Source organism: Nocardioides sp. GCM10023255, assembly GCF_042653125.1.
GTDB lineage: Bacteria > Actinomycetota > Actinomycetes > Propionibacteriales > Nocardioidaceae > Nocardioides.
Window position 1 is genome coordinate 311,300 of record NZ_JBHSHU010000003.1, and the last position, 20,658, is coordinate 331,957.

The 20,658-nt window shown below is 73.2% G+C and carries 16 protein-coding genes; 7 read left to right on the forward strand and 9 right to left on the reverse strand.

Translation table 11 applies throughout. The features are described 5' to 3' along the window. Positions 1 to 301: 301 nt before the first annotated feature. From ACFO9I_RS05310 to ACFO9I_RS05320, 3 genes are read right to left on the reverse strand one after another with little or no spacing between them, the layout of a single operon-like run. The gene (locus tag ACFO9I_RS05310) at positions 302 to 3,769 is read right to left on the reverse strand and encodes an ATP-binding protein (RefSeq protein WP_379178535.1); all 3,468 of its coding nucleotides are present in this window, start codon (positions 3,767 to 3,769) and stop codon (positions 302 to 304) included. Then, positions 3,766 to 4,545 carry a DUF4194 domain-containing protein gene (locus tag ACFO9I_RS05315; RefSeq protein ID WP_379178537.1) on the reverse strand — a complete coding sequence of 260 codons (780 nt, stop codon included), beginning with the start codon at positions 4,543 to 4,545 and terminating at the stop codon, positions 3,766 to 3,768. The genes ACFO9I_RS05310 and ACFO9I_RS05315 overlap by 4 nt, the downstream gene beginning before the upstream one ends. Next, the gene (locus ACFO9I_RS05320; RefSeq protein ID WP_379178539.1) at positions 4,542 to 6,038 is read right to left on the reverse strand and encodes a DUF3375 domain-containing protein; all 1,497 of its coding nucleotides are present in this window, start codon (positions 6,036 to 6,038) and stop codon (positions 4,542 to 4,544) included. The genes ACFO9I_RS05315 and ACFO9I_RS05320 overlap by 4 nt, the downstream gene beginning before the upstream one ends. A 137-nt stretch (positions 6,039 to 6,175) precedes the next feature. On the opposite strand from ACFO9I_RS05320, the gene ACFO9I_RS05325 reads away from it, so the two are divergent. Then, positions 6,176 to 6,472 (forward strand): hypothetical protein, encoded by a 297-nt coding sequence (locus tag ACFO9I_RS05325; RefSeq protein ID WP_379178541.1) that lies wholly within the window; start codon positions 6,176 to 6,178, stop codon positions 6,470 to 6,472. Between the two features lie 41 nt (positions 6,473 to 6,513). Continuing rightward, positions 6,514 to 8,199, forward strand: coding sequence for a bifunctional 3'-5' exonuclease/DNA polymerase (locus ACFO9I_RS05330; protein WP_379178543.1), 1,686 nt, complete (start codon positions 6,514 to 6,516; stop codon positions 8,197 to 8,199). Here the strand turns inward: ACFO9I_RS05330 and ACFO9I_RS05335 are convergent. The 3 genes from ACFO9I_RS05335 to ACFO9I_RS05345 form a co-directional block, all read right to left on the reverse strand. Next, positions 8,167 to 8,829 carry a hypothetical protein gene (locus tag ACFO9I_RS05335; protein WP_379178545.1) on the reverse strand — a complete coding sequence of 221 codons (663 nt, stop codon included), beginning with the start codon at positions 8,827 to 8,829 and terminating at the stop codon, positions 8,167 to 8,169. The two genes, ACFO9I_RS05330 and ACFO9I_RS05335, sit on opposite strands and share 33 nt — an antisense overlap. A 231-nt stretch (positions 8,830 to 9,060) precedes the next feature. Continuing rightward, positions 9,061 to 10,608 (reverse strand): PP2C family protein-serine/threonine phosphatase, encoded by a 1,548-nt coding sequence (locus ACFO9I_RS05340; RefSeq protein WP_379178547.1) that lies wholly within the window; start codon positions 10,606 to 10,608, stop codon positions 9,061 to 9,063. A gap of 97 nt (positions 10,609 to 10,705) precedes the next feature. After that, complete coding sequence (locus tag ACFO9I_RS05345; protein WP_379178549.1) at positions 10,706 to 10,849, reverse strand: hypothetical protein; 144 nt, start codon at positions 10,847 to 10,849, stop codon at positions 10,706 to 10,708. 403 nt (positions 10,850 to 11,252) lie between these two features. Here ACFO9I_RS05345 and ACFO9I_RS05350 point away from each other — a divergent pair, with 403 nt between their 5' ends. Continuing rightward, positions 11,253 to 13,130, forward strand: coding sequence for an AAA family ATPase (locus ACFO9I_RS05350; protein WP_379178550.1), 1,878 nt, complete (start codon positions 11,253 to 11,255; stop codon positions 13,128 to 13,130). Between the two features lie 150 nt (positions 13,131 to 13,280). Here ACFO9I_RS05350 and ACFO9I_RS05355 read toward each other — a convergent pair whose 3' ends face one another. From ACFO9I_RS05355 to ACFO9I_RS05365, 3 genes are read right to left on the reverse strand one after another with little or no spacing between them, the layout of a single operon-like run. Further along, entirely contained in the window at positions 13,281 to 13,937 is a 657-nt protein-coding gene (locus ACFO9I_RS05355; RefSeq protein ID WP_379178552.1) for a VOC family protein, read from the reverse strand. A gap of 54 nt (positions 13,938 to 13,991) precedes the next feature. Next, on the reverse strand, positions 13,992 to 14,468 hold the full coding sequence (locus ACFO9I_RS05360) for a dihydrofolate reductase family protein (RefSeq protein WP_379178554.1): 477 nt from the start codon (positions 14,466 to 14,468) through the stop codon (positions 13,992 to 13,994). Then, the gene (locus ACFO9I_RS05365) at positions 14,461 to 15,555 is read right to left on the reverse strand and encodes an ArsO family NAD(P)H-dependent flavin-containing monooxygenase (RefSeq protein WP_379178555.1); all 1,095 of its coding nucleotides are present in this window, start codon (positions 15,553 to 15,555) and stop codon (positions 14,461 to 14,463) included. Before ACFO9I_RS05365 ends, ACFO9I_RS05360 begins: the two co-directional genes overlap by 8 nt. 219 nt (positions 15,556 to 15,774) lie before the next feature. On the opposite strand from ACFO9I_RS05365, the gene hypF reads away from it, so the two are divergent. The 4 genes from hypF to hypE are packed head-to-tail and all read left to right on the forward strand — an operon-like array spanning position 15,775 to position 20,657. Further along, positions 15,775 to 18,159 (forward strand): carbamoyltransferase HypF, encoded by a 2,385-nt coding sequence (gene hypF, locus ACFO9I_RS05370; RefSeq protein ID WP_379178557.1) that lies wholly within the window; start codon positions 15,775 to 15,777, stop codon positions 18,157 to 18,159. After that, positions 18,150 to 18,470, forward strand: coding sequence for a HypC/HybG/HupF family hydrogenase formation chaperone (locus ACFO9I_RS05375; RefSeq protein WP_379178559.1), 321 nt, complete (start codon positions 18,150 to 18,152; stop codon positions 18,468 to 18,470). Before hypF ends, ACFO9I_RS05375 begins: the two co-directional genes overlap by 10 nt. Further along, positions 18,467 to 19,609, forward strand: a complete 1,143-nt coding sequence (hypD, locus tag ACFO9I_RS05380) for a hydrogenase formation protein HypD (protein WP_379178561.1) — start codon at positions 18,467 to 18,469, stop codon at positions 19,607 to 19,609. Before ACFO9I_RS05375 ends, hypD begins: the two co-directional genes overlap by 4 nt. After that, on the forward strand, positions 19,602 to 20,657 hold the full coding sequence (gene hypE / locus ACFO9I_RS05385; RefSeq protein WP_379178563.1) for a hydrogenase expression/formation protein HypE: 1,056 nt from the start codon (positions 19,602 to 19,604) through the stop codon (positions 20,655 to 20,657). The genes hypD and hypE overlap by 8 nt, the downstream gene beginning before the upstream one ends. The last annotated feature ends 1 nt before the right edge of the window (position 20,658 follow it).

The window sequence follows — 20,658 nt, forward strand, 5'->3', positions numbered from 1 at the left end:
GTCTGACGGGACTCCGTCGATTGGTCAGAGACCGCATCGAAATCAGCGAAAGTGTTGCGGTTGGTGACCAAACCGCACCCCAAACCCGGGAGCCGGCCCCAAGCGAAGCCCTCCTCCCCCGGTAGCCAGCCAGGACCGCAACCGCAGACGGCCCGAGAGCCGGAAGCAAGCCGAAGCCGAGGCGAAACGGACCGGTCCGTCAAGAGGCCAGGACCGCAACCGAAAGCAACCGAACAGCCGCGAGCCCGGGCCCAACTCCGGGGCAGCGCCCGCGACTCGGCCCCGACGACAAGCCTCAGGACTAAGTCGAGACCCCAGCCCGGTCCGCGTCGGTGATCGGGAAGATCGACGACAGGTGCGTCTCGGTGTGCTTGGTGATGACCAGCAGCTCGTCCATGTGCGGCTCGAGCCCGGTCACCTTGTCCAGCGGCACGCCGATCACGAGCTGGAAGCCCAGCCCCTTCCAGGCACGCACGGCGCGGCCCGCGAACTCCGAGTCGGCCTTCACGAAGCCCTCGTCGAGGAAGACCGGGGCGAAGCGCGGGCGGGAGCGCATCTCGTCCCCGAGCCGGAAGCGCAGCGCCGAGCCGACGATGAAGGCGACGAGCTCCTGGCTCTCGCCACCGCTCTTCTCCCCGAGCGTGCGGTAGGTCGCCTTCAGCTCGCCGGTGAGGCGGTCGTAGCGCTCGGCGCTGATCTCCACGTGGCGGCGTACGTCGAGCAGCCGGTCGCGGTCGCCCTCGGTCGGGCCGCCGTGGGGGCTGTCCGGACGGCGCAGCTGGCCCATGAAGCGCCGAAGCTGCGCGAAGCGCGCCTCCATCTGCTCCTCGTCGAGCTCGCGCGTCGAGCCGCGGGACAGCTCGCGCAGGTCCCGCACGAACGCCTGCACGTGCGCCGGGGCGAGCCGCCGCAGCCGGATCCGCAGCCGGTCCTTCTCCGCGCCGAACTCGAGCCGGCGCAGGATCGCGTTGATCGGCTCGAGCCGGTCCTCGATCTCCTCGACCGACGCCGACATCGCGCCGGCCAGCGGCACCAGGTCCTGACCGCTCCACTCGGTCAGCCGGCGGCGCCACTCCGAGCGGCGCTGCGCCAGGCCGGTGGCCTCGATGTCGGCGAGGATCCGGGCGAAGTCGGGGTAGGACTCGGAGGTCGTCCCGAGGTTCGGGTCCTCCCACTGCAGCTGGTAGCCGCGGAAGATCGCCGCCAGCTCGCGGTCGACGTGCTCAACCTCGACCTGGGCCGAGGCGACCGCCTCGTTGAGGCGGGTCTGCAGGCGGCCGGCGTTCTCGTGGAACCGGCTCAGGTCCTCGGGGTCGTCGGGTGCGGCGGCCGCGGCGAACTCCGCGTCGAGCCGCGCCACCTGCTCCTCGGAGAGCAGCGACCCGCCGGAGCGCTCGATCCGCTCGAGCTCGTCGTTGACCTGGTCCTCGGCCTCGACCAGGTCGCCGTGCTCGGCGTCGAGGCGGGCCCTCTGCTCCTCGAGCTGGAAACGGTGCCGCCGTGCCTCCTCGAGCTGGGTCTCGAGGTCCGTGATGTGCCGCTCGAGGGTGTCGAGCCGGTCGTCGGTGCCGAGGATCTCCTCGCGGCGCCGCTCGAGCCGGGCGATCCGCTCGTCGCAGGACGCGACGTCGAGGTCGTCGAAGCCGTGGTTGCGGACGGCGTCGTACGCCGTGCGCCGCAGCTCGAGCACCCGGGTCGCGCTCTCCACCTGCTGGAGCCGGCCGTCGAGGCCCGCGAGCGACTCCTCGATCGCCGCGAGCTCCTCCTCGATCTCGGCGACGGCGTCGGCGTTGCTGAAGCCGATGATGTTGCGCCGGTCGCCGCGGCCGTGCGACCCGCGTCGACCCGAGCGCGTCTGGCCGGCGAGGCTGACGCGGTAGCCGCCACCACCGAGCTCGGCCGCGGACTCCACGCAGCGCGCGTTGCGCCCGGGCTCGGCGACGTGCCGCTGGACCCAGCCTCGGAACGGCGAGTCCTGGAAGACGAGCTTGCCGGCGACCGTGTCCGGTGCCGCGGGGGCAGGCGCGTCGAGGTCGACCTCGGCGCCCTCGAAGGTCAGCCGCCCGCGCAGCCGCACCGAGTCGATCGCCGCCGAGAACTCCTCGAGCCGGTCGGCCGGCACCAGCATGACCCGGGCGGTGCCGGCGAGCACGGTCTCGATCGCCAGCCGCCAGCGGGACTCCTCGGGCGCCACGTCGATCAGCTCCGCGACGAACGGCAGCTGCGCCAGGGACAGCCCGCTGGCGCGGGCGACCTCGCTGCGCAGCGCGTGCAGGTGCTCGGGGACCCGGCCGGCGCGACCCGCGAGGGACGTGCGCTCGGCCACGAGCTCGGTGCGGCGGGCCAGCAGCGGGTAGCGCGCTCCCATCACCTCGTCGCGCTCGGCGACCAGCCCGGCGGCCTCCTGCGGGTGCTCGGCCAGCCAGCGCTCCGCGCGGGCCACGAGGTCGGCGAACGTCTCGCGCGACGCCAGCGCCGCCGCGGCGCCCCCGGTGCCCGGCTCGAGCAGCGGGCCCATCCGGTCCAGCAGCAGCTGGCGCCGTCCGAGCCGGTCCTCGCGCACCGCGCGCTCGCGCTCGATGTCGGCGGCGAGCCGCTCCAGGCTCGCTCCCCCGGCCGCCCGGTGCTCCTCCTTGGCGGCCTCGAGGTCGGTGTCGAGCACGCCGACCGTCCGGCCGCCGGCCTGCAGCTGGTCGGCCACGCGGGCCCGCGCCTGCCGGTTGGTCTCGACCGCCGTGCCGAGCAGCCGCGCGTGCGTGCGCAGCAGCCAGAGCCGGACGGGGGTGTCGCCCTTGGCGGTGACGCCGTACGCGTCGAGCTCCTCGGTGCGCGCGAGCGCCGCGGTCTTGCGGGCGTGCAGGTCGGTGATCGGCGCCAGCAGCTCCTGCTTCTGCTCCTCGGTGCGCATCGCGGTGTACGCCGACTCGAGGTCGTCGAAGTGCTCGACGGCCCGGTCGGCGGCGGCGAACGTCGTCGGTCGCTCGAGCACCATCTCCTTGTAGAGCTCGTCGACGCTGCGGACCTGGTTGCCGGCCTGGATCCGGGCGAGCAGCCGCAGCGCCTTCGCGCCGTCGCCGTTGGCCCCGATCCCCAGGCGGGCGTAGAGGATCGCGGCGTACTCGGCGTAGGTGCGGTGGACCCGGACCCCCGGGTAGAGCTTCTTGAGCGTGTTGGCGTGGAAGCGGTCGGGCACTGCCGCCTCGAGAGCGGCCAGGTCGACGGGCGCGTCGAGCGTGGCCAGCTGCATCTGCACCTCGCTGGAGCGGGCAGCCCGGCGCGGGACGTAGTAGGTGCGCAGCGCGGTGAAGCGGCGCTGCTGGTCGTTGACGAACGTCATCGCCACCGCGCCCCACGTGTCGCTGCCGCGTCCACGGAGCAGCTGCTCGACCGGGCGACCGGTGCGCGGGTCGTCGACCACGTCGACCGCGCCGCGCAGGTAGGACAGCAGGTTGCGCTGCCCGGCCCCGCGGGCGCGCCCGGCCACGGCGTCGTTCGAGGCGCCGTTGAACTTCGTGTCCGAGGGCATCATCAGCGCGGTGTAGGCGTCGAGCACGGTGCTCTTCCCGACGCCGGAGGCCCCCGAGATCATGGTCGCGTCGCCGTGCAGGTCGACGGTGACCCGACCCGAGAAGCCGCCCCAGTTGACCAGCTGGAGCACCTCGGCGCGCCACTGCAGGGTGTCGTCGGACGGCGTCGCCACGACGCCCTGCTCGAAGAGTCCCTCCCCCTCGAGCGTGACGTCCGGGACGTTCTCGACGTCGGTGGTCATGCGTGCTCCTCGTCGTCGTCCGCGGGCTCGTCGGCCGGCTCCGGCTCGGGCCCGGCGAAGAGGGCGTCGTCGGCCTCGTCACCGGCGGGGTCGTTGGTCTGCTGCAGGCTCACCAGCAGCTCCTTGAGCAGCTCCAGCGGGAGCAGCGACTCGATCGCCTCGCTGATCTCGAAGCGGTCGTCGGTGGGCGACCCGATCAGCAGCCCGGCCTTGTTGACGCTGCTCACCGCGTTGCGGGCCCGCTTCTCGTCGCCGGCCACATCGGTGGCGTGCGCGGGGCGGAAGCCGGCGACGTACTCCACGACGTCCTCGCGGTCGACGTAGACCCGGCCCTCCCCCGCCGCGCTGGCGGCCCGGAACCGGTCGCGCAGGTGCACCAGGACGACGGTCTCCTCGCGGCTCCAGGCGGCGTCGTAGAGCAGCGTCGGGAACTTCGGCCCGGTCTCGGGGACGGCCTGGCGCTTCCAGGCGACCTCCCGGACGGGGTCGATCTGCAGCTCGAGGAACAGGTCGTTGAGGCGCGACCGGATGACCCGCTCGTTCTCGGTGAGCGCGCGCCAGTCCCTGGGGTGGGTGCGGGCACTGATGAAGCGCTGCTTGAGCAGCGCGACCAGGGCGCGCCGCTCGGCGTACTCCAGGCCGCCCTCGTCGCCCTCGAACAGCGAGACCGACGTGGTGGCCTCACGCTCGGGGTCCTCGGCGTCGACCGCCACGAAGTCCGGCTCGCCGTCGACGAGGGCGGCGACGTCCTCGTGCTCGTCCGCGGTGGTCGTCATGGTGCGTGCTCCTTCGGCCTCGGCGGCAGGTCGGGGTCGTCCAGGGGTACGCGCGGCACCGCGAAGGTCCGCGCCGTCCCGTCGGGGCGCACGGCGCGGTAGGGCTCGAGCGCCGTCTCCGCGGGCAGCTGCTGGTCGGCCGCCAGGTGCAGCAGGCCGAAGATCTCCACCGGCCGGCGCAGCGCCGGCTCGAGGGAGTCGAAGACCTCACCGAGGGACGAGGCCGGGTCGAGCGAGCGCAGCGCCTCCTCGAGCCGTTCGCGCAGGACGGTCACCGACGGGCCGCCCTGCGCCATCAGGGCGGCGTACGACGGCGGCGCGGCCTCCTCGCCCCGGCTGTCGGCGAGCCGGGTGGGGGCGATGTCGTCGGCGGGGTCGTAGAAGCGCTCGCGGAAGTGCTCGACGTCCGCGCGGGCGGGCAGGAGGGGTACGTCGACGGTGGCGCGCGGGCCCGACTCCGCCATCCAGGTCATCAGCTCGGACTCGATCTGGCGCAGTGTCTGCTCCAGCTCGCGGTCCCGGGCGCCGTCGTGGGAGACGATGTAGTCCTTCAGCGTCGACGTCACCCGGGAGCGCTGCGAGAGGACCCGGTCCAGGCCGTCGCGGACCAGCCGGACCGTGCCGCGCAGCTCGGCCCGGTCGGCGTCACCGAGGATGCCGTCGGCCAGCGGGTGGTCGAGCAGCGCGCCGAGGTCGTCGCGGAGCTGGGCGACCAGCGCGTCGTCGCGCAGCAGGGCGAAGGCCCCCTCGAAGGCGCGGCCCTCGGGGGTCGCCGTCACCAGCGCGTCGGCACGGGCTAGGTAGTCGTCGATGACCTCGCCGGCGGGCCGGTCCTCGGCACGGAACGACGCCAGGATCTGGGCGCGGATCTGGGCGAACCGCTCCTCCACCCGCGCGAAGTCGCTGGGCAGGGCGGAGATCAGCAGCTGGAGCTCGGTGAACCCCTCGAGCATGTAGTCCTGCGACGGCGGCTCCATCTCCACGCCGTCGACGAGCCGGTCCCGCTCCGCGGTCAGCCGCGCGATCTCGGCGTTGAGGATGTCGACGCGGGCGGTGCGGTCCGGGTTCGCCTCGCTGTTGAAGCGGCGCACGGTGGTGAGGATCGTGGCGATCCGGTGCTCGCTGAGGGTGGCGCGGTCCCGCGAGAGGGTCTTGACGAGCTCGAGGGCCTGCTGGGCGTGGGAGGTCAGGGTGTAGACCTCCTGCCCGCTGTCGTCCAGCGACCGCACCAGCCACTGGCCGCGCATCCACCGCTGGCACAGATCCCGTCCGCTGCCCGTGGGGAGGTCCGCCTCGCCGGTGCGCCGCAGCTCGGCGAGGTGGTCCTCGACCTGGGTGTGGAGGCGGGCCGTGGGGATCGGTCGGTTGTCGCGGCCGAAGGCGGACCTGAACACCGCGATCACCACGGGCGCCTGGCGCTGGTGCAGCAGGGTGAGCATGGGCTGCGCGAACGCGCCACGCACGCGCCCGAGCTCAGCGGCCACCTCGCTCATCGAACCTCCCAGACTGCACCGCACCCGGCCGGGCGCGGCGAGACAGCATGCCACCGCCGTCCGCCGTTCTCCCAGACGGGGGTGGACCCCGCCGGTCCCCGGGCCCGCCGGGTCCGGCCGCGGGCTAGGGTCGCCGCGTGAGCGAGCCGCCCGAGGTCACCCCCTGCGGGAGGTACGTCGTCATCGACGGCCGGCGCTGGCGGGCCACCGATCCCGACATCCCCGAGGGCCGGCGCGACGAGCTCACCCGGCTGCTGATGGCCTGGCGGCGCGAGGTGCGGCGCACGAAGGGCACCGACGGCGAGGCCGCCGCCCGCGCCGGGGTGCAGGCCGCCAAGGTCGCGCTGGGTGAGCGCGGCACGCCGTGGTGGGAGCAGTCCGACGAGCAACGGCGGGAGCGGTGGACCGCCGAGGTGCCTGCCCCGCCGGGGTGACCTGCGCCCGACTGTCGCCGCCGGGTGCCATGGTGTCCCCCGTGGCACGTGTCTCGCTCTCACGACTCCCCGGTGAGCGAGTCCTGGTCGTCGACGGCGAGGTCGAGCGCGAGGTCGCGACGGCCGACCTGCCGACGTTCGTGCGCGCCCGCGAGGCGGACGAGCAGGGCGGAGCGCGCTGGGTGTGGGACGACACCGCCCGCTGGTACCCACCCCTGCTCGCCGCCGGGGTGCGGGTCGAGCGCTGCCACGACCTGCGCCTGGGCCACCAGCTGCTCCTGCGCGCGCCGGCGGTGGACGTCTCGCTGCTCGCCGGGGAGCAGTCGGAGCACTGGGACACGCTGGGGCCCAGCACCCCGTCGGACCCGACGCTGTTCGCCGTCGACGACGTGAGCGAGCACCTGCGCGCCGACCTCGAGGACGCCCGGCAGCTGTCCGCGGTGGCCGCGTCGCAGGAGCCGGCACGGCTCGGGCTGCTGCTCGCGGCCGAGTCCGCCGGCGCCCTCGTCGCCGCCGAGATGACGTACGCCGGCGTGCCCTGGCGGGTCGACGTCCACGAACGGCTGCTGACCGACCAGCTCGGGCCGCGGCCGCCCCGCGGCGTCCGGCCGGTCAAGCTCGAGGCGCTGGCCGACGAGGTACGCGCCGCGCTCGGTGCGCCGGGCCTCAACCCCGACTCCCGGCCCGAGCTGCTGGCAGCGTTGCGTCGGGCGGGGCTCGAGGTGACCGACACCCGCGCCTGGACCCTGCGCACGCTCGACCACCCGGCCATCGCGCCGCTGCTGCGCTACAAGCAGCTCGCCCACCTGTTCTCCACCAACGGCTGGGCCTGGATCGACCAGTGGGTCAGCGACGGCCGGTTCCGGCCGTCGTACCAGCCCGCCGGCTCGGCGACCGGCCGCTGGTCGTCGAACGGCGGCGGCGCCCTGTCGTTCCCTGCCCAGGTCCGCCCGGCGGCCGTGGCCGACGACGGCTGGGCGCTCGTCGTGGCCGACGTCGCGCAGCTGGAGCCCCGGGTGCTGGCCGGCATGAGCGCCGACCCCGCGCTGGCGAGGTCGGCCCGCGGCACCGACCTCTACCAGGGCATGGTCGACGACGGTGCCGTCGCGAGCCGCAGCGAGGCCAAGCTCGGCCTGCTCGGAGCCATGTACGGCGCCACCAGCGGGCAGAGCGGTCGGATGGTGGCCGACCTGACCCGGCGCTACCCGCGCGCGTTCGGCCTCGTCGAGCACGCCGCCCGCGCCGGCGAGCGCGGTCAGGTGGTGCGCACGTTGCTGGGCCGTGGGTCCCCCAGCCTGGCCGAGGCGTGGGACCACGACCCCGAGAGCCCCCAGCCGAGCCCCGACACCCAGGCGCTGCTCGACCGTCGACGGCGCGCGTACGGCCGGTTCACCCGCAACTTCGTGGTGCAGGGCACCGGCGCCGAGTGGGCGCTCTGCTGGATCGCCGACCTGCGCAACCGGCTGTGGCGGATGCGGGACGCCGGCCCGCTCACGTCCGGGCCGCACCTGGTCTTCTTCCTGCACGACGAGGTCGTCGTGCACACCCCCGCCGAGCTCGCCGACGACGTCGCCGAGCAGGCCCGCGAGGCGGCTGCGAGCGCGGGCGCGCTGCTGTTCCGGGACCTGCCCGTCGACTTCCCGCTGAACGTCTCGGTGGTGCGCTCCTACGCGGACGCCGGCAAGCCGGGTGCGTCAGTCGAACCGTCCGGCGGCCTCCTCGGCTGAGTAGATGTCCTCGGCTGCGTACTGGCTGGGGTCGAGCACCGACAGGCTGTCCAGGACCTCGCCCGCCCAGTCGGTCGGGTCCGCGACGAGCTCCCCGACAGCAGCAGGATCCTTCTCGTAGTGCCCGGCGTTGAGGACCCGGCCGTCCTCGGGCAGGGTCGTGGCCAGGTCCGCCATGGCGTCGCCGTCGTCCAGGTAGACGACCACCCGCACCCGCGCCGGGTGGCCGGGAACGTCGAGGCACACGGTGCGGATCCTCACCCTGTCCCCGCTCAGCGCCTTGAAGGACGAGTCCGTGCCCGACGGCCCGGTCGGCTTGCACAGTGTCTGCGGGGTGGCCGACACGTCCTTGTCGGCGGCGGTGAGGGCATCGGCGTCGAACTGCGAGACGATCAGCCACTTCCCGTCGAGGTACCCGGACGACGTGACCCCGCCCTCGGGCGCCGTGGTCGTGAACCCGGGATAGGTCGTCAGGTCCGTCACCCACGGCTCCGGCGTGTACAGGGTGTGGCCCGCGGCGGCGCGGGTGACGTAGTCGATGTCCTCCTGGATCCGGTCGAGCTGCTCCCGGTCGGGGGCCTGCGCAGCGTGGACGTAGAGCACGGCACCGACCCCGGCGGCCACCACCACGGACGCGAGCGACAGCGTCGCGGCCCTCCGCCGTCGGGTGCTGCTGCGCCTGCGGACGGTGGGCTCGCCCCCGTGCCCGGGGGCTTCCCCGGGGAGGGATTCGTGGAGCTGCGACACTGAGGGTCCTTCGCGCGGTGCACGAACGCGCATGGGAGGTGGGTTGGCGGTCTGGGGTGTGTATCGTCCCCGGGCCGCCCGTCCTTGAGGGGTGGCTGCATCGACGGGCCGACCTCAGCCGGCCGTGGCTCGTCGCAGTGCGAGGACGGCGATGTCGTCCTCGGCGTCCTCGGACCGGAGTGTCCTCACGGCGTGGGTGACGAGGTCGGCAACGGGAAGGTGCGTCGACTCGGCGACGGTGTCGGCGAGCCGGCGCATCCCGGTGTCGATGTCTTCGGTGCGGCGTTCGATGAGGCCGTCGGTGAAGCACGTCAACGTCGACCCCGGGGGCATGGTGAAGGTGGTGGATGGGTAGTCAGTGACTCCGGTGCCCAGAGGCGGCCCGGTGGCGACATCGACGTACTGGGTGCTGTCAGCGGTGAGGAGCAGGGGCGGGAAGTGCCCGGCGTTGGCGACGGTCACTTCGCCGGTACGCCAGTTGCCGATGCCGACGATGGCGGTGGCGATGTGGCCGTCTGCGGAGCTGTCGAACTGGCGTGAGCACTCGCCCAGGGCGGTGGCGGCGGTGTCGCCCCTGAGCAGGTAGGCCCGCAGCGTGAAGCGGGCCGCTGCCATCACCGCGACTGCGTCGACACCTCTCCCGGAGACATCTCCGACGATGAACGCGAAGTGGCTCTGGTCGAGGTCGATGAGGCCGTACCAGTCACCGCCGATGTCGACTCCGCGGGTGCCCGCGATGTAGTCGACCGCGACCTCGAGCTGGGGGATGTCGGGGAGCGCCGGCGGCAGGAGGGCGCGTTGGAGACGCTCGGAGAGCTCTCGCTGCTGGCCGTACAGCGCCTCGACCTGGTCGTAGAGACCGGAGACTGTCGCTGCGTCGTTCTCGGCCCTCTGGCGGCGTCGGACGAGCTGTTGGGCGGTGAAGGCGGCAACCACGGTGAGGAGCGTCCCGCCGATCAGGAGCAGGACCGGGAGGCGCTGGCTCAGCGAGGAACCGAGGCCGTGCCGCGGTGAGGTGACCACGGTGAGGACGTTGTCGCCGAAGGGCACGACAGTGGTGGCGGTCCGGCCCTCCAACGGCAGGGTCGATGGGGCGACGTTGGTCGTCGTCATCGCCGCGAGCCTGGTCTGCGGGCCGAGGTAGATCGCGTAGTGCAGGTCAGCGAACGCGGGGTTGCTGTCGACCGGCGAGCGACGGTTGACGGGGATGGCGCGTTCGGCGTGGACGACGTACGCGGAGTCGGGGTCGGCCAGTGCGTAGGCGATGCGTCGTCGGGTGCCGACGTTCACCGCTTTCACGGTGGAGGTCGGCTCGTGAAAGGCGGCGCGCAGGTAGGCCTGCGCGGTCGCATCATCGGGCCCGGCCGCGGCAGGTGAGCCGACGGAGGCGATCTGGACCAGTCGACCAGCCCGTCGCTGCCAGATGGAGGCGGACACGAACACCTTGTCGGGTCCGACCGAGGCAGCCATCGCCTTCTCGAATGCCTTCGGATCCGCGGCCCCGGCAACCGACTGCACCGTCAGTGCCGTCCTCAGCGGGGCCTGGATCCCGTCGATGGTGCCCGAGAGCACCGCACCGACCTGTCTGGTCTGCATCTCCAGGAGCCGCTGCTCGGTGTTGCGGTCCACCCGGAACGCCGCCCAGGCAGACGAACAGGTCAACACCATCCCGACGGCACCGATGAGTGCGGGGACCCGCCACGGACGGCGTTCCCGTGCGTGCTCGTCGTCCGCACCTCCGACGTCCGCCGCACGGCGCTCAGCCATCACGCGCCTGGAGAGCCGAGGAGATGACTGCATCCCGGGCCGCAGTGAGGTCACGGAGCCCGGCCTGATCGGTGTCGACCAGGCGAGGCACCACCAAGGTGCGCACCACGCGGGTGGGCTCCGGCTGCTCGAGCACGTGCCCCTCCTCGGCCTCATCTAGGTCAGGACCTCAGCATCTCCGCGCCGTGGCGCAGCACAGACTAGCGATGCGCAGCCGCGCTCACTCGGTGTTCGTCGAATGACGACAATCGCCTCCGCGCCGGGCATCGCGCCCATCCGCTGCGGTGGCGCGGAGGGTCGGTTCTGTCAGCCGACGAGTCCAGGCGCGAGAGCGACCGCCGTGGGGACCGAGTGGTCATCTGAGTTGGGGACTGAGCGCGCGGTTGCCGGCCGCGGCTTCCCTCGCTCGTCGACGATGTCGGCGACGTCGACGACGGCGTCACCAGAGGGCCGAAGGCGTGGCTGGCGGAGGTGGACGGGTGACGAAGAGCCTCGAGCACGGACGATCACTGCTGGCGGATGCGGGGGTAGGGCGCCTGGTGGCATCCGACGCCGACGTGGGCGTTGCCCGCGAGCGGCGCAGGCAGATCGCGCTCCGCCGACTCGCGCTCGTCCTGACCCTGCTGATGGCGTGGCTGTGGTGGCGCCTGCTCCGTGGCGACCCGATGGACATCCGCTCGTGGCGGCTCCCGACGTTCGACCCGTTCCTGGTCATGGCCTCGTTGCTCCTGCTCACGATGGTGGGCGTCCTGCTGGGCGCGACGATCGGTGCAGGCCGCTCGCCCCACATCATGTTCAGGCCGGAACAGATCGAGGTCACCCTTGACGACGTCAAGGGGGTCGACGCCGTCAAGGAGGACGTCGTCCGCTCCCTCAACCTGTTCCTCGCCTATCGCGCCTTCACCGAGGAGATGGGAGGAACGCCGCGGCGAGGACTGCTCTTCGAAGGGCTGCCAGGAACCGGGAAGACACACATGGCCAAGGCGATGGCCCGCGAGGCCGGCGTCCCGTTCCTCTTCGTGTCCGCGACCTCGTTCCAGTCGATGTACTACGGCGCTACAGCACGCAAGATCCGCTCCTACTTCCGCGCGCTGCGCAAGGCCGCCCGACGCGACGGCGGTGCCATCGGCTTCATCGAGGAGATCGACGCCATCGCGATGACCCGTGGAGGCATGGCCGCCGTGCCCGCTCCGAGTCACGCCAGTCCTCGGCTGCCGTTCGGCTCGTCCCTCCTCGGACACACCTCATGCGGCTGGAACGCGCCGTCCACAGCGCTCACCGTCAACCGGACCGCAGCGACCAACCGTTCGACCATCAGCGAGGGCACCGGCGGCGTGGTCAACGAGCTCCTCGTCCAGATGCAGTCGTTCGACGAGCCGAGCGGTCCCCAGCGGATCCACGCCTGGCTGGCCGAGCAGCTCAACGCGCTGCTGCCGGCCCACCGACAGCTGCCCCGGCCCCTGCCCACGCCGACGAACGTGCTGGTCATCGCGGCGACGAACCGGGCCGACAACCTCGACCCGGCACTGCTCCGTCCGGGCCGCTTCGACCGCCGGCTGACCTTCGACCCACCCGGGCGGGTGGCCCGCCGCGAGCTCGTCGACCACTTCCTGGCCCGCAAGGCACACGTACCCGAGCTGGACGACGACGACGTCCGGGAACACCTGGCCGCCCTGACCCAGGCCTACACCCCCGTCATGATCGAGCACCTGTTCGACGAGGCTCTGGTCAACGCGCTGCGGCGCGGGGCCCGCGCGATGACCATCCGGGACATCGAACGCGCCCGGCTGACCGAGGAGATCGGTCTCGGCCAGCCGGTGCAGTACACCGACCAGGAGCGGACCCTGATCGCCACCCACGAGGCCGGGCACGCCACCACGGCCTGGCTGGTCGCACCCGAGCGACGCCTGGAGGTCCTCACCATCATCAAGCGCCGTGACGCGCTGGGGCTGCTGGCGCACGGCGACCGGGACGAGGTCTTCACCCGGTCACGGACCGAGATGCTCAACCTGATCCGGATCGCACTGGGTGGCATGGTCGCCGAAGAGCTGTTCGTGTCTGACGTCTCGACCGGTCCCGGCGGCGACCTGGTCACCGCCACCACGGTGGCGGCACAGATGGTCGGGGTGTGCGGCATGGAGGACAGCCTGGTCTCCTTCCAGGCGGTCCAGGGCGCGGCCCTGTCGGACACCAACATCGTCGGGCGGGTCCTCGGTGACCCCCAGGGTCGGGCGGCCGTGGAACGTCTGCTGCACGAGCAGAAGCAGCATGTTCACGACCTGCTGACCGAGAACAGGCACCTGGTCGCGGCCCTGCGGGATGCGCTGGTGAGCCGCCACGAGCTGATCGGCGCCGAGATCACCACCGTGCTCGAGGCCGCAGCCGCCCGACCTGAGCACCTGAGTGATCGCCCCTGAGTGCTCGGGGTCCCTGAACCACCAGGCCGGCAACCACGCGAAGCAGGCTCACGGCCGGACCGCCAGGCCGCACCCCGGGTCCCGGCACACCATCGAGACCACCCCACCCACCGGCCGCTGCTCCTGCGGGCCGCCTGAGCTGGGCACCACTCAGCCGGGCCACGCCGCGCCGTCGGGCCAGGCGCAGATGCACACCCGGTTGCCGGCGCGGTCGCTGAGGATCCAGTGCCCCGGGGCACCGGACTCGTCCACGACCCGTCCACCCGCGGCGAGCGCCGCCTGCACGCGCTCGTCGACGTGGTCCCGGGAGACGGACACGTCGACGTGCATCGCGTGCCGCAAGGCCTTGGTCTCGTCCAGGTCCTGCAGCCAGACCGTGGACCCGTGACCGAGCGGGTCGACGGCGTTGTCCTCGGCCAGCGGCGCGTACCCGAGGGCGGCGCGCCAGAAGCCGACGTCCACGTCGTCCGGCCTGGCCGCCACCGCGAGCGAGACCTCCTGGGCACTCGCGCGGTCCGCGACGGCACCATGACCTCGCGCGACCGCAGAGACGTCGCGGGCCAGGTCGACGTGCCGCTGCTCCAGCCGGAAGACGCCGCGGGTCAGCCGCACGGTGAGGCGATCCTGCGCGATCGTCATCAGAGCCCCCGAGCCCTCGAGGCCCGGGACCCGCGCGACCGCCGCCGCGAGCCGTGCCGCGTCGCCGAACGACGGGACGCGGAAGACCACCGTCGCGCCGCCGTGCAGCACGACCCAGTCGTCGAGGCCTTCCGCGGCGAGGAACGCCCGCCATCCCTGCTCGCTCATCTCCGCCTCCCCTGCAGGCCACCAAGGTAGCCCCGACGACCGTCGGGCCCGGGCTCAGCGCTCGGTGGCAGCCCGCGTGCAGGTGAGGAAGCAGGCACCGCCGGGCAGGACGGTGTGGTCGGCGAGGCCCCCTCCGCCGACGAGCCAGATCCCCGACCCCTGCTGGGACCTGAGGTCCCGCACGGCGTCCACCGGGTCGCCGCTGACGAGCTCGACCGAAGGGTCGGGGCTGCTGGTCAGCGTCGTCGGGCAGACCAGGTGACGCAGGTGCGGGTAGGCGTTGGTGATGCCGGCCGCCAGCCCCAGCTCGTAGGAACGGCGCCCCTCGATGACGGTGTCGAAGCGGGTGCCCGCGGCGGTGACGCCGAGCGCGTCGCGCGCCATGAACGGCAGGGTCTCGGGCAGCTCCGCGACCAGGTGGCCGACGTAGTCCTCCGTGATCGGCCAGAACCCTCCCGGCGCGGTCGGGCAGGATCGGCGACCCCGCTTTCGGCAGAGGAGAGGTGGACCCTGGCGACCCTGCTCACGCATCGGCCAGCCGATCGACGACGACACCCGCCGTGTCCCGCGCGGAGCGACCGACCCCGATCAGGGTCGCCGAGGCCGGGCCGGTCCAGTCGCCGTACCCCACGAGGAACAGGCGCGGCTCGTCCACGGCCTGGGTGCCGGCGGGCCCACCGACCGCGACGCGGCCACCGTCGTGGCGGAGCCGGAGCGGGGCGAGGTGGCGCAGCGCCGGCCGGAAGCCCGTGCACCAGATGACCACGTCGGCCGGGCACTCCCTGCCGTCGGGCCAGGCCACACCGGTGCGGGTGAGCCGCGAGAACATCGGCACCGCCTCGAGCACGCCACGCTCCCGGGCGTCGCGCACGGAGGCGACCATGACGATGTCGCCCAGCCCGCCGACGCCCGGGTGCTCGCGGCCCTCGCGCAGCGCCTGGATGCGCGCCGTGGCGGCCGCGAACAGGGCGCGGCCGTCGACGTCGTCGGGCAGGAACCGCGGTGGCCGCTGGGCGACCCAGAGCGTCTCGGCGACGGTCGAGACCTCCGCCAGGACCTGCGCCGCCGAGTTGCCGCCGCCGACGACCACGACCCGCTGCCCGGCGAGGTCCTCCGGCCGGCGGTAGTCCGCCACGTGCAGCTGGCGACCCGCGAAGACGTCCATGCCCGGGTAGACCGGCCAGAACGGCTGCTCCCACGTGCCGGTCGCCGAGACCACCGCCCGGGCGGACACCGCCAGACCGCCGGCGTCGACGAGGAGCCGCCCCTCGGGGTCGTCGTCCGCGCGCACGACCCGCGCCACCCGGTGCGGGCGCAGCACCGACAGCCCGTACCGCTCCTCGTAGCGGGTGAGGTAGTCGACGACGTGGGCGCGCGGCGGGAAGCCGCGCTCGGCGTCGTCCCAGGCCGGCATCATCCAGCCCGGCAGCGAGGAGTACGACGACGGCGAGAAGAGCCGGAGACCCTCCCACATGCGGGACCAGGCGCCCCCGGGCTGCGCGGCGGCGTCGATGACGACGAAGTCCTGCCCGGGGACCAGGCCGGCCCGGCGCAGGTGGAAGGCGGTCGCGAGGCCGGCCTGTCCGCCGCCGACGACGGCGACCTCCACATCGGTCATGGACCCCATCATGTCCGGCCCCCTGGCGTCCTCAGAGTCGGGTAGGCCCTGCCCGGACCTCTGGCATCCGGAGTCCGGGAGTCGTAGATTTCGGGACAACCAGAGCACGGAAGCCGACCACTCAGCAACGACTGCCTCGTCGGCCCGGCGGACCCGAACGGGGAGGGTTCCCGCCCACCGGACCACCCGACAGCCGCGCGCACAGGATGCGACGAGCCGATGACGGGAACGACCGGACGCACGCCACGCCGGCGGCGGCGCGTGAGCGTGCGCGGGGTCGTGCAGGGAGTGGGGTTCCGGCCGCACGTCTACGCGCTCGCCCGCTCCCTCGACCTGGCCGGCGCGGTGTGGAACACCGCGGACGGGGTGGTCGTCGAGGTCGAGGGGGCCGGCCCGGACGTGAGCGCCTTCTGCGAGCGGGTGGCGCGGGAGGCGCCCCCGTTGGCGCTGGTCACCGGGGTCGAGGTCGACGAGCTGCCGCCGCTCGGCGGCACGTCCTTCACGATCAGGGACTCCGAGACCACCGCAGGGCGCACCTTCGTCTCCCCCGACGTCACCATCTGCGACGACTGCCTCGACGACCTGCTCGATGCCGGGAACCGCCGCCACCGGCACCCCTTCGTGACGTGCACCAGCTGCGGGCCACGCTTCACCATCACCACCGGGCTCCCCTACGACCGCCCCACCACGACGATGGCCGGCTTCCCGCTCTGCACGGCCTGCGCGAGGGAGTACGCCGACCCGGCCGACCGTCGCTTCCACGCCCAGACGGTGTGCTGCCCCGACTGCGGACCCCGACTCTTCCTCACCCGTCCCGGGAGGGGCACGACGTACGACGAGGCAGCGCTGGCGGAGGCCCGACGTCTCATCGCCGACGGAGCCGTGGTCGCCGTCAAGGGCGTCGGCGGCTACCACCTGGTGTGCGACGCCACCAGCGAGCAGGCCACCTCCACCCTCCGCAAGCGCAAGCAGCGTGGCGACAAGGCGTTCGCGCTCCTGGTGCGCACCCTCGAGGACGCCGAGCGGCTGGTCCACCTCGACGACGCGGAGCGCGCCCTGCTCGCCAGCCGGGCGCGACCCGTCGTGCTCGCCGGCCGCCGCTCCGGCGCGCCGGTGGCCGATGCCGTCGCCCCCGGCAGCGCCGACCTCGGGGTGATGCTGCCGGCCACGCCCCTGCACCACCTGCTGCTGGGCCTGCCCGGGGACCCGGGCGGGCCGGTGGCGCTGGTGATGACCAGCGGCAACCTGTCCGGCGAGCCCATCGTGACCGGCGACGAGGAGGCCCGGACCCGGCTGGCGGCCGTCGCGGACGCCTGGCTCGGCCACGACCGCCCGATCCACGTGCCGTGCGACGACTCCGTCAGCCGCGTCGTCGACGGCGAGGAGTCACCGGTCCGGCGCTCGCGCGGGCACGCCCCGCTCCCCCTCGACCTGCCCTTCGACGCGCCGGCCACGCTGGCCGTGGGCGGTGACCTGAAGAACACCTTTTGCCTCGCCGAGGGCCGGCTCGCCTGGCTCTCGGGCCACGTCGGCGACATGGACGACATCTCCACCCTCGACTCCTTCGACCGGGCGGTCAGCCACCTCGGCACGATCACCGGGGTGGTTCCGGTCGCGCTGGCGGTCGACCGGCACCCGGCGTACCGGTCGCGGCAGTGGGCGGCGAGGCACGCCGACGGCCGGCCGGTGCTCGAGGTGCAGCACCACCACGCGCACGTCGCCTCGACGATGGCGGAGCACGGTGTCCCCCCGGGTGTGCGGGTGCTCGGCGTCGCCTTCGACGGCACCGGGTACGGCGACGACGGTGCGGCGTGGGGCGGCGAGTTCCTGGTGGCCGACTACACATCGTCCGCACGCGCCGCCCACCTCTCCTACGTGCCCCTCCCCGGCGGCGACGCCGGTGTCCGCAACCCGTGCCGGATGGCCCTGTCCCACCTGCGCAGCGCCGGCCTCGACTGGGACGACCGGCTCCCCTCCGTCCGGGTCTGCGGCGACGACGAGCTCGCGCTCCTGGACCGGCAGCTGACCACGGGCCTGCGGTGCGTGCCGACCTCGAGCATGGGGAGGCTCTTCGACGCCGTCGCCTCGATCGCCGGCATCCGGCACCGGGTCGGGTACGACGCCCAGGCCGCGATGGAGCTCGAGGCGGTCGCGCGGGGGGCGAGCGGTTCCCCCGGCTACCAGTTCGGGCTGGTCGGGACCGGCCCCGACGGGCACCGGATCGACGCCGCCCCCGTCGTCACCGCCGCCGCGGCCGACGTGCTCGCCAGGGTCCCGGCCAGCGTGGTCGCCGCCCGGTTCCAGCAGGGCGTGGTCGACCTGGTGGTCGCCGTGCTCACCCGGCTGCGTGACGAGACCGGGCTGACCCGGGCGACGCTCAGCGGCGGGGTCTTCCTCAACGCCACCCTCACCGGGGGGTGCGCCCGCGCGCTCGCGACGGAGGGCTTCGAGGTGCTGCGGCACCGACGTGTCCCGGCCAGCGACGCGGGCCTCGCGCTGGGGCAGGTCGCGGTGCTCGCGCACCGCGGACGACCGTCCGACCCATCCATGTCGAGCAAGGGGCGGCGAGGAGAGCCGCCGGAGGAGGAGACGCCATGTGCCTAGCGGTGCCGGGCCAGGTCCTGGAGATCACCGAGCGCGACGGCACGAGGATCGCGCAGGTCGACTTCGGCGGGGTCACCAAGGAGGTCTGCCTGGAGTACGTGCCGGACCTCCAGGTGGGCGAGTACACGATCGTGCACGTCGGGTTCGCGCTGCAGCGGCTCGACGAGCAGTCGGCGCTGGAGACGTTGGAGGTCTTCCGGCAGATGGGCGAGCTGGACGCGGAGTTCGGGGACCACTGGGGGCGAGCGGCCGAGCAGGCAGGACTGCCCCGTCCGGACCTCGACAGGGGCGGCGAAGGAGGGCTGTCGTGAAGTACCTCGACGAGTTCCAGGACCCGGCGCTGGCCGGCCGGCTGCTGGACGACATCCGGGCGACCGTCACGCGGCCCTGGGCCATGATGGAGGTCTGCGGAGGCCAGACCCACTCGATCATCCGGCACGGGCTGGACCAGCTGCTGCCCGACGGCATCGAGCTCATCCACGGGCCGGGCTGCCCGGTCTGCGTCACCCCCTTGGAGGTGATCGACAAGGCGCTGGAGATCGCGGCCCGGCCCGACGTCATCTTCTGCTCGTTCGGCGACATGCTGCGGGTCCCCGGCAGCGACCGGGACCTGTTCCGGGTCAAGAGCGCCGGTGGCGACGTCCGCGTCGTCTACTCCCCGCTCGACGCCCTGCACATCGCCCGCGAGAACCCCGACCGACAGGTCGTCTTCTTCGGCATCGGCTTCGAGACGACCGCGCCGCCGAACGCGATGACGGTCTACCAGGCGAAGAAGCTGGGGATCGGGAACTTCAGCCTCCTGGTCAGCCACGTCCGCGTGCCACCGGCGATCGAGGCGATCATGACCTCACCCGTGTGCCGGGTGCAGGCCTTCCTCGCCGCCGGCCACGTGTGCACGGTCATGGGGACCGGCGAGTACCCCCCGCTCGCCGAGCGGTTCGGCGTACCCATCGTCGTGACGGGGTTCGAACCCCTCGACATCCTCGAGGGGATCCGGCGCACCGTGCACCAGCTCGAGGAGGGGCGGCACGAGGTGGAGAACGCCTACCCCCGCGTCGTGGCCTCCGAGGGGAACCCGGTCGCGATCCGGATGCTCGAGGACGTCTTCGAGGTCGTCGACCGTTCCTGGCGCGGCATCGGGATGATCCCGCAGAGCGGCTGGCGGCTGTCGGAGCGCTACCGCGAGTACGACGCCGAGGAGCGCTTCCGGGTGGGCGACATCCACACGCAGGAGTCGTCGGTGTGCCGCAGCGGCGAGGTGCTGCAGGGGTTGATCAAGCCCCACGAGTGCTCGGCGTTCGGCACGCTGTGCACGCCGCGCAACCCGCTGGGAGCCACGATGGTGTCCAGCGAGGGCGCCTGCGCGGCGTACTACCTCTACCGGCGGCTGCAGGTGCCGGGGGGCACCGGAACCGGTGCGGACCCGCGGGAGGTGAGCTCCGTTGGCTGAGCTGACCATCGAGGGCTGGACCTGCCCGCTGCCGCTGCGCGACAGCCCGACCATCGTGATGGGCCACGGAGGCGGGGGGGCGATGTCCGGGGAGCTGGTCGAGCACGTCTTCCTGCCGAGCTTCGCCGACGCCTCGCTCCAGCAGCTCGGCGACTCCGCGGTGCTCGAGGTGCTCGGCGGCCGGATCGCGTTCTCGACCGACTCGTTCGTGGTGCGCCCGCTCTTCTTCCCCGGGGGCTGCATCGGCGACCTGGCCGTCAACGGCACCGTCAACGACCTCGCCATGAGCGGCGCGCAGGCGCTCTTCGTGTCGGCGGCGTTCATCCTCGAGGAGGGCACGGACGTCAGCCGGGTGGGCGCGGTCGCCCAGCGGATGGGCGCGGCCGCCGCCCGTGCAGGTGTCCGCGTGGTCACCGGCGACACCAAGGTGGTCGAGTCCGGCCACGGCGACGGGATCTACATCAACACCGCCGGGATCGGTGTCGTCCCCGAGGGTGTCGACATCCGCCCCGACCGGGCCCGGCCGGGCGACGTCGTGATCGTCAGCGGCGACATCGGTGTCCACGGCATCGCGATCATGAGCGTCCGCGAGGGGATCGAGTTCGGGACCGAGGTGTGCAGCGACAGCCAGCCGCTCGGCGACCTGGTCGCGACGATGCTGGCGGTCACCACGGACCTGCACGTGCTCCGCGACCCGACCCGTGGCGGGGTGGCCACCTCGCTCAACGAGATCGCCCGCTCGTCGGGGGTCGGCATCTCTCTCGACGAGCGCAGCCTGCCCGTGCCCGAGGTGGTCGCCAACGCCTGCGCCTTCCTGGGGCTGGACCCGCTGCAGGTGGCCAACGAGGGGAAGCTGCTCGCCTTCGTGCCGCAGGACCGGGCCGAGGAGGTGCTGGCGGCGATGCGCGCCCACCCGGCGGGCGCCGGTGCCGCGGTCATCGGCGAGTGCGTCGAGAGCCACCCGGGCATGGTCTCGGCACGGACGGGCTTCGGGGCCGAGCGGGTCGTGGACCTGCCGATCGGCGAGCAGCTGCCACGGATCTGCTGAG

Excerpts from the sequence above, each read along its gene's own strand:
- ACFO9I_RS05310 (WP_379178535.1), bottom strand. The coding sequence starts at position 3,769 with ATGACCACCGACGTCGAGAACGTCCCGGACGTCACGCTCGAGGGGGAG.
- ACFO9I_RS05315 (WP_379178537.1), bottom strand. The coding sequence starts at position 4,545 with ATGACGACCACCGCGGACGAGCACGAGGACGTCGCCGCCCTCGTCGAC.
- ACFO9I_RS05320 (WP_379178539.1), bottom strand. The coding sequence starts at position 6,038 with ATGAGCGAGGTGGCCGCTGAGCTCGGGCGCGTGCGTGGCGCGTTCGCG.
- ACFO9I_RS05355 (WP_379178552.1), bottom strand. The coding sequence starts at position 13,937 with ATGAGCGAGCAGGGATGGCGGGCGTTCCTCGCCGCGGAAGGCCTCGAC.
- ACFO9I_RS05360 (WP_379178554.1), bottom strand. The coding sequence starts at position 14,468 with ATGCGTGAGCAGGGTCGCCAGGGTCCACCTCTCCTCTGCCGAAAGCGG.
- ACFO9I_RS05365 (WP_379178555.1), bottom strand. The coding sequence starts at position 15,555 with ATGACCGATGTGGAGGTCGCCGTCGTCGGCGGCGGACAGGCCGGCCTC.
- hypF (WP_379178557.1), top strand. The coding sequence starts at position 15,775 with ATGACGGGAACGACCGGACGCACGCCACGCCGGCGGCGGCGCGTGAGC.
- ACFO9I_RS05375 (WP_379178559.1), top strand. The coding sequence starts at position 18,150 with ATGTGCCTAGCGGTGCCGGGCCAGGTCCTGGAGATCACCGAGCGCGAC.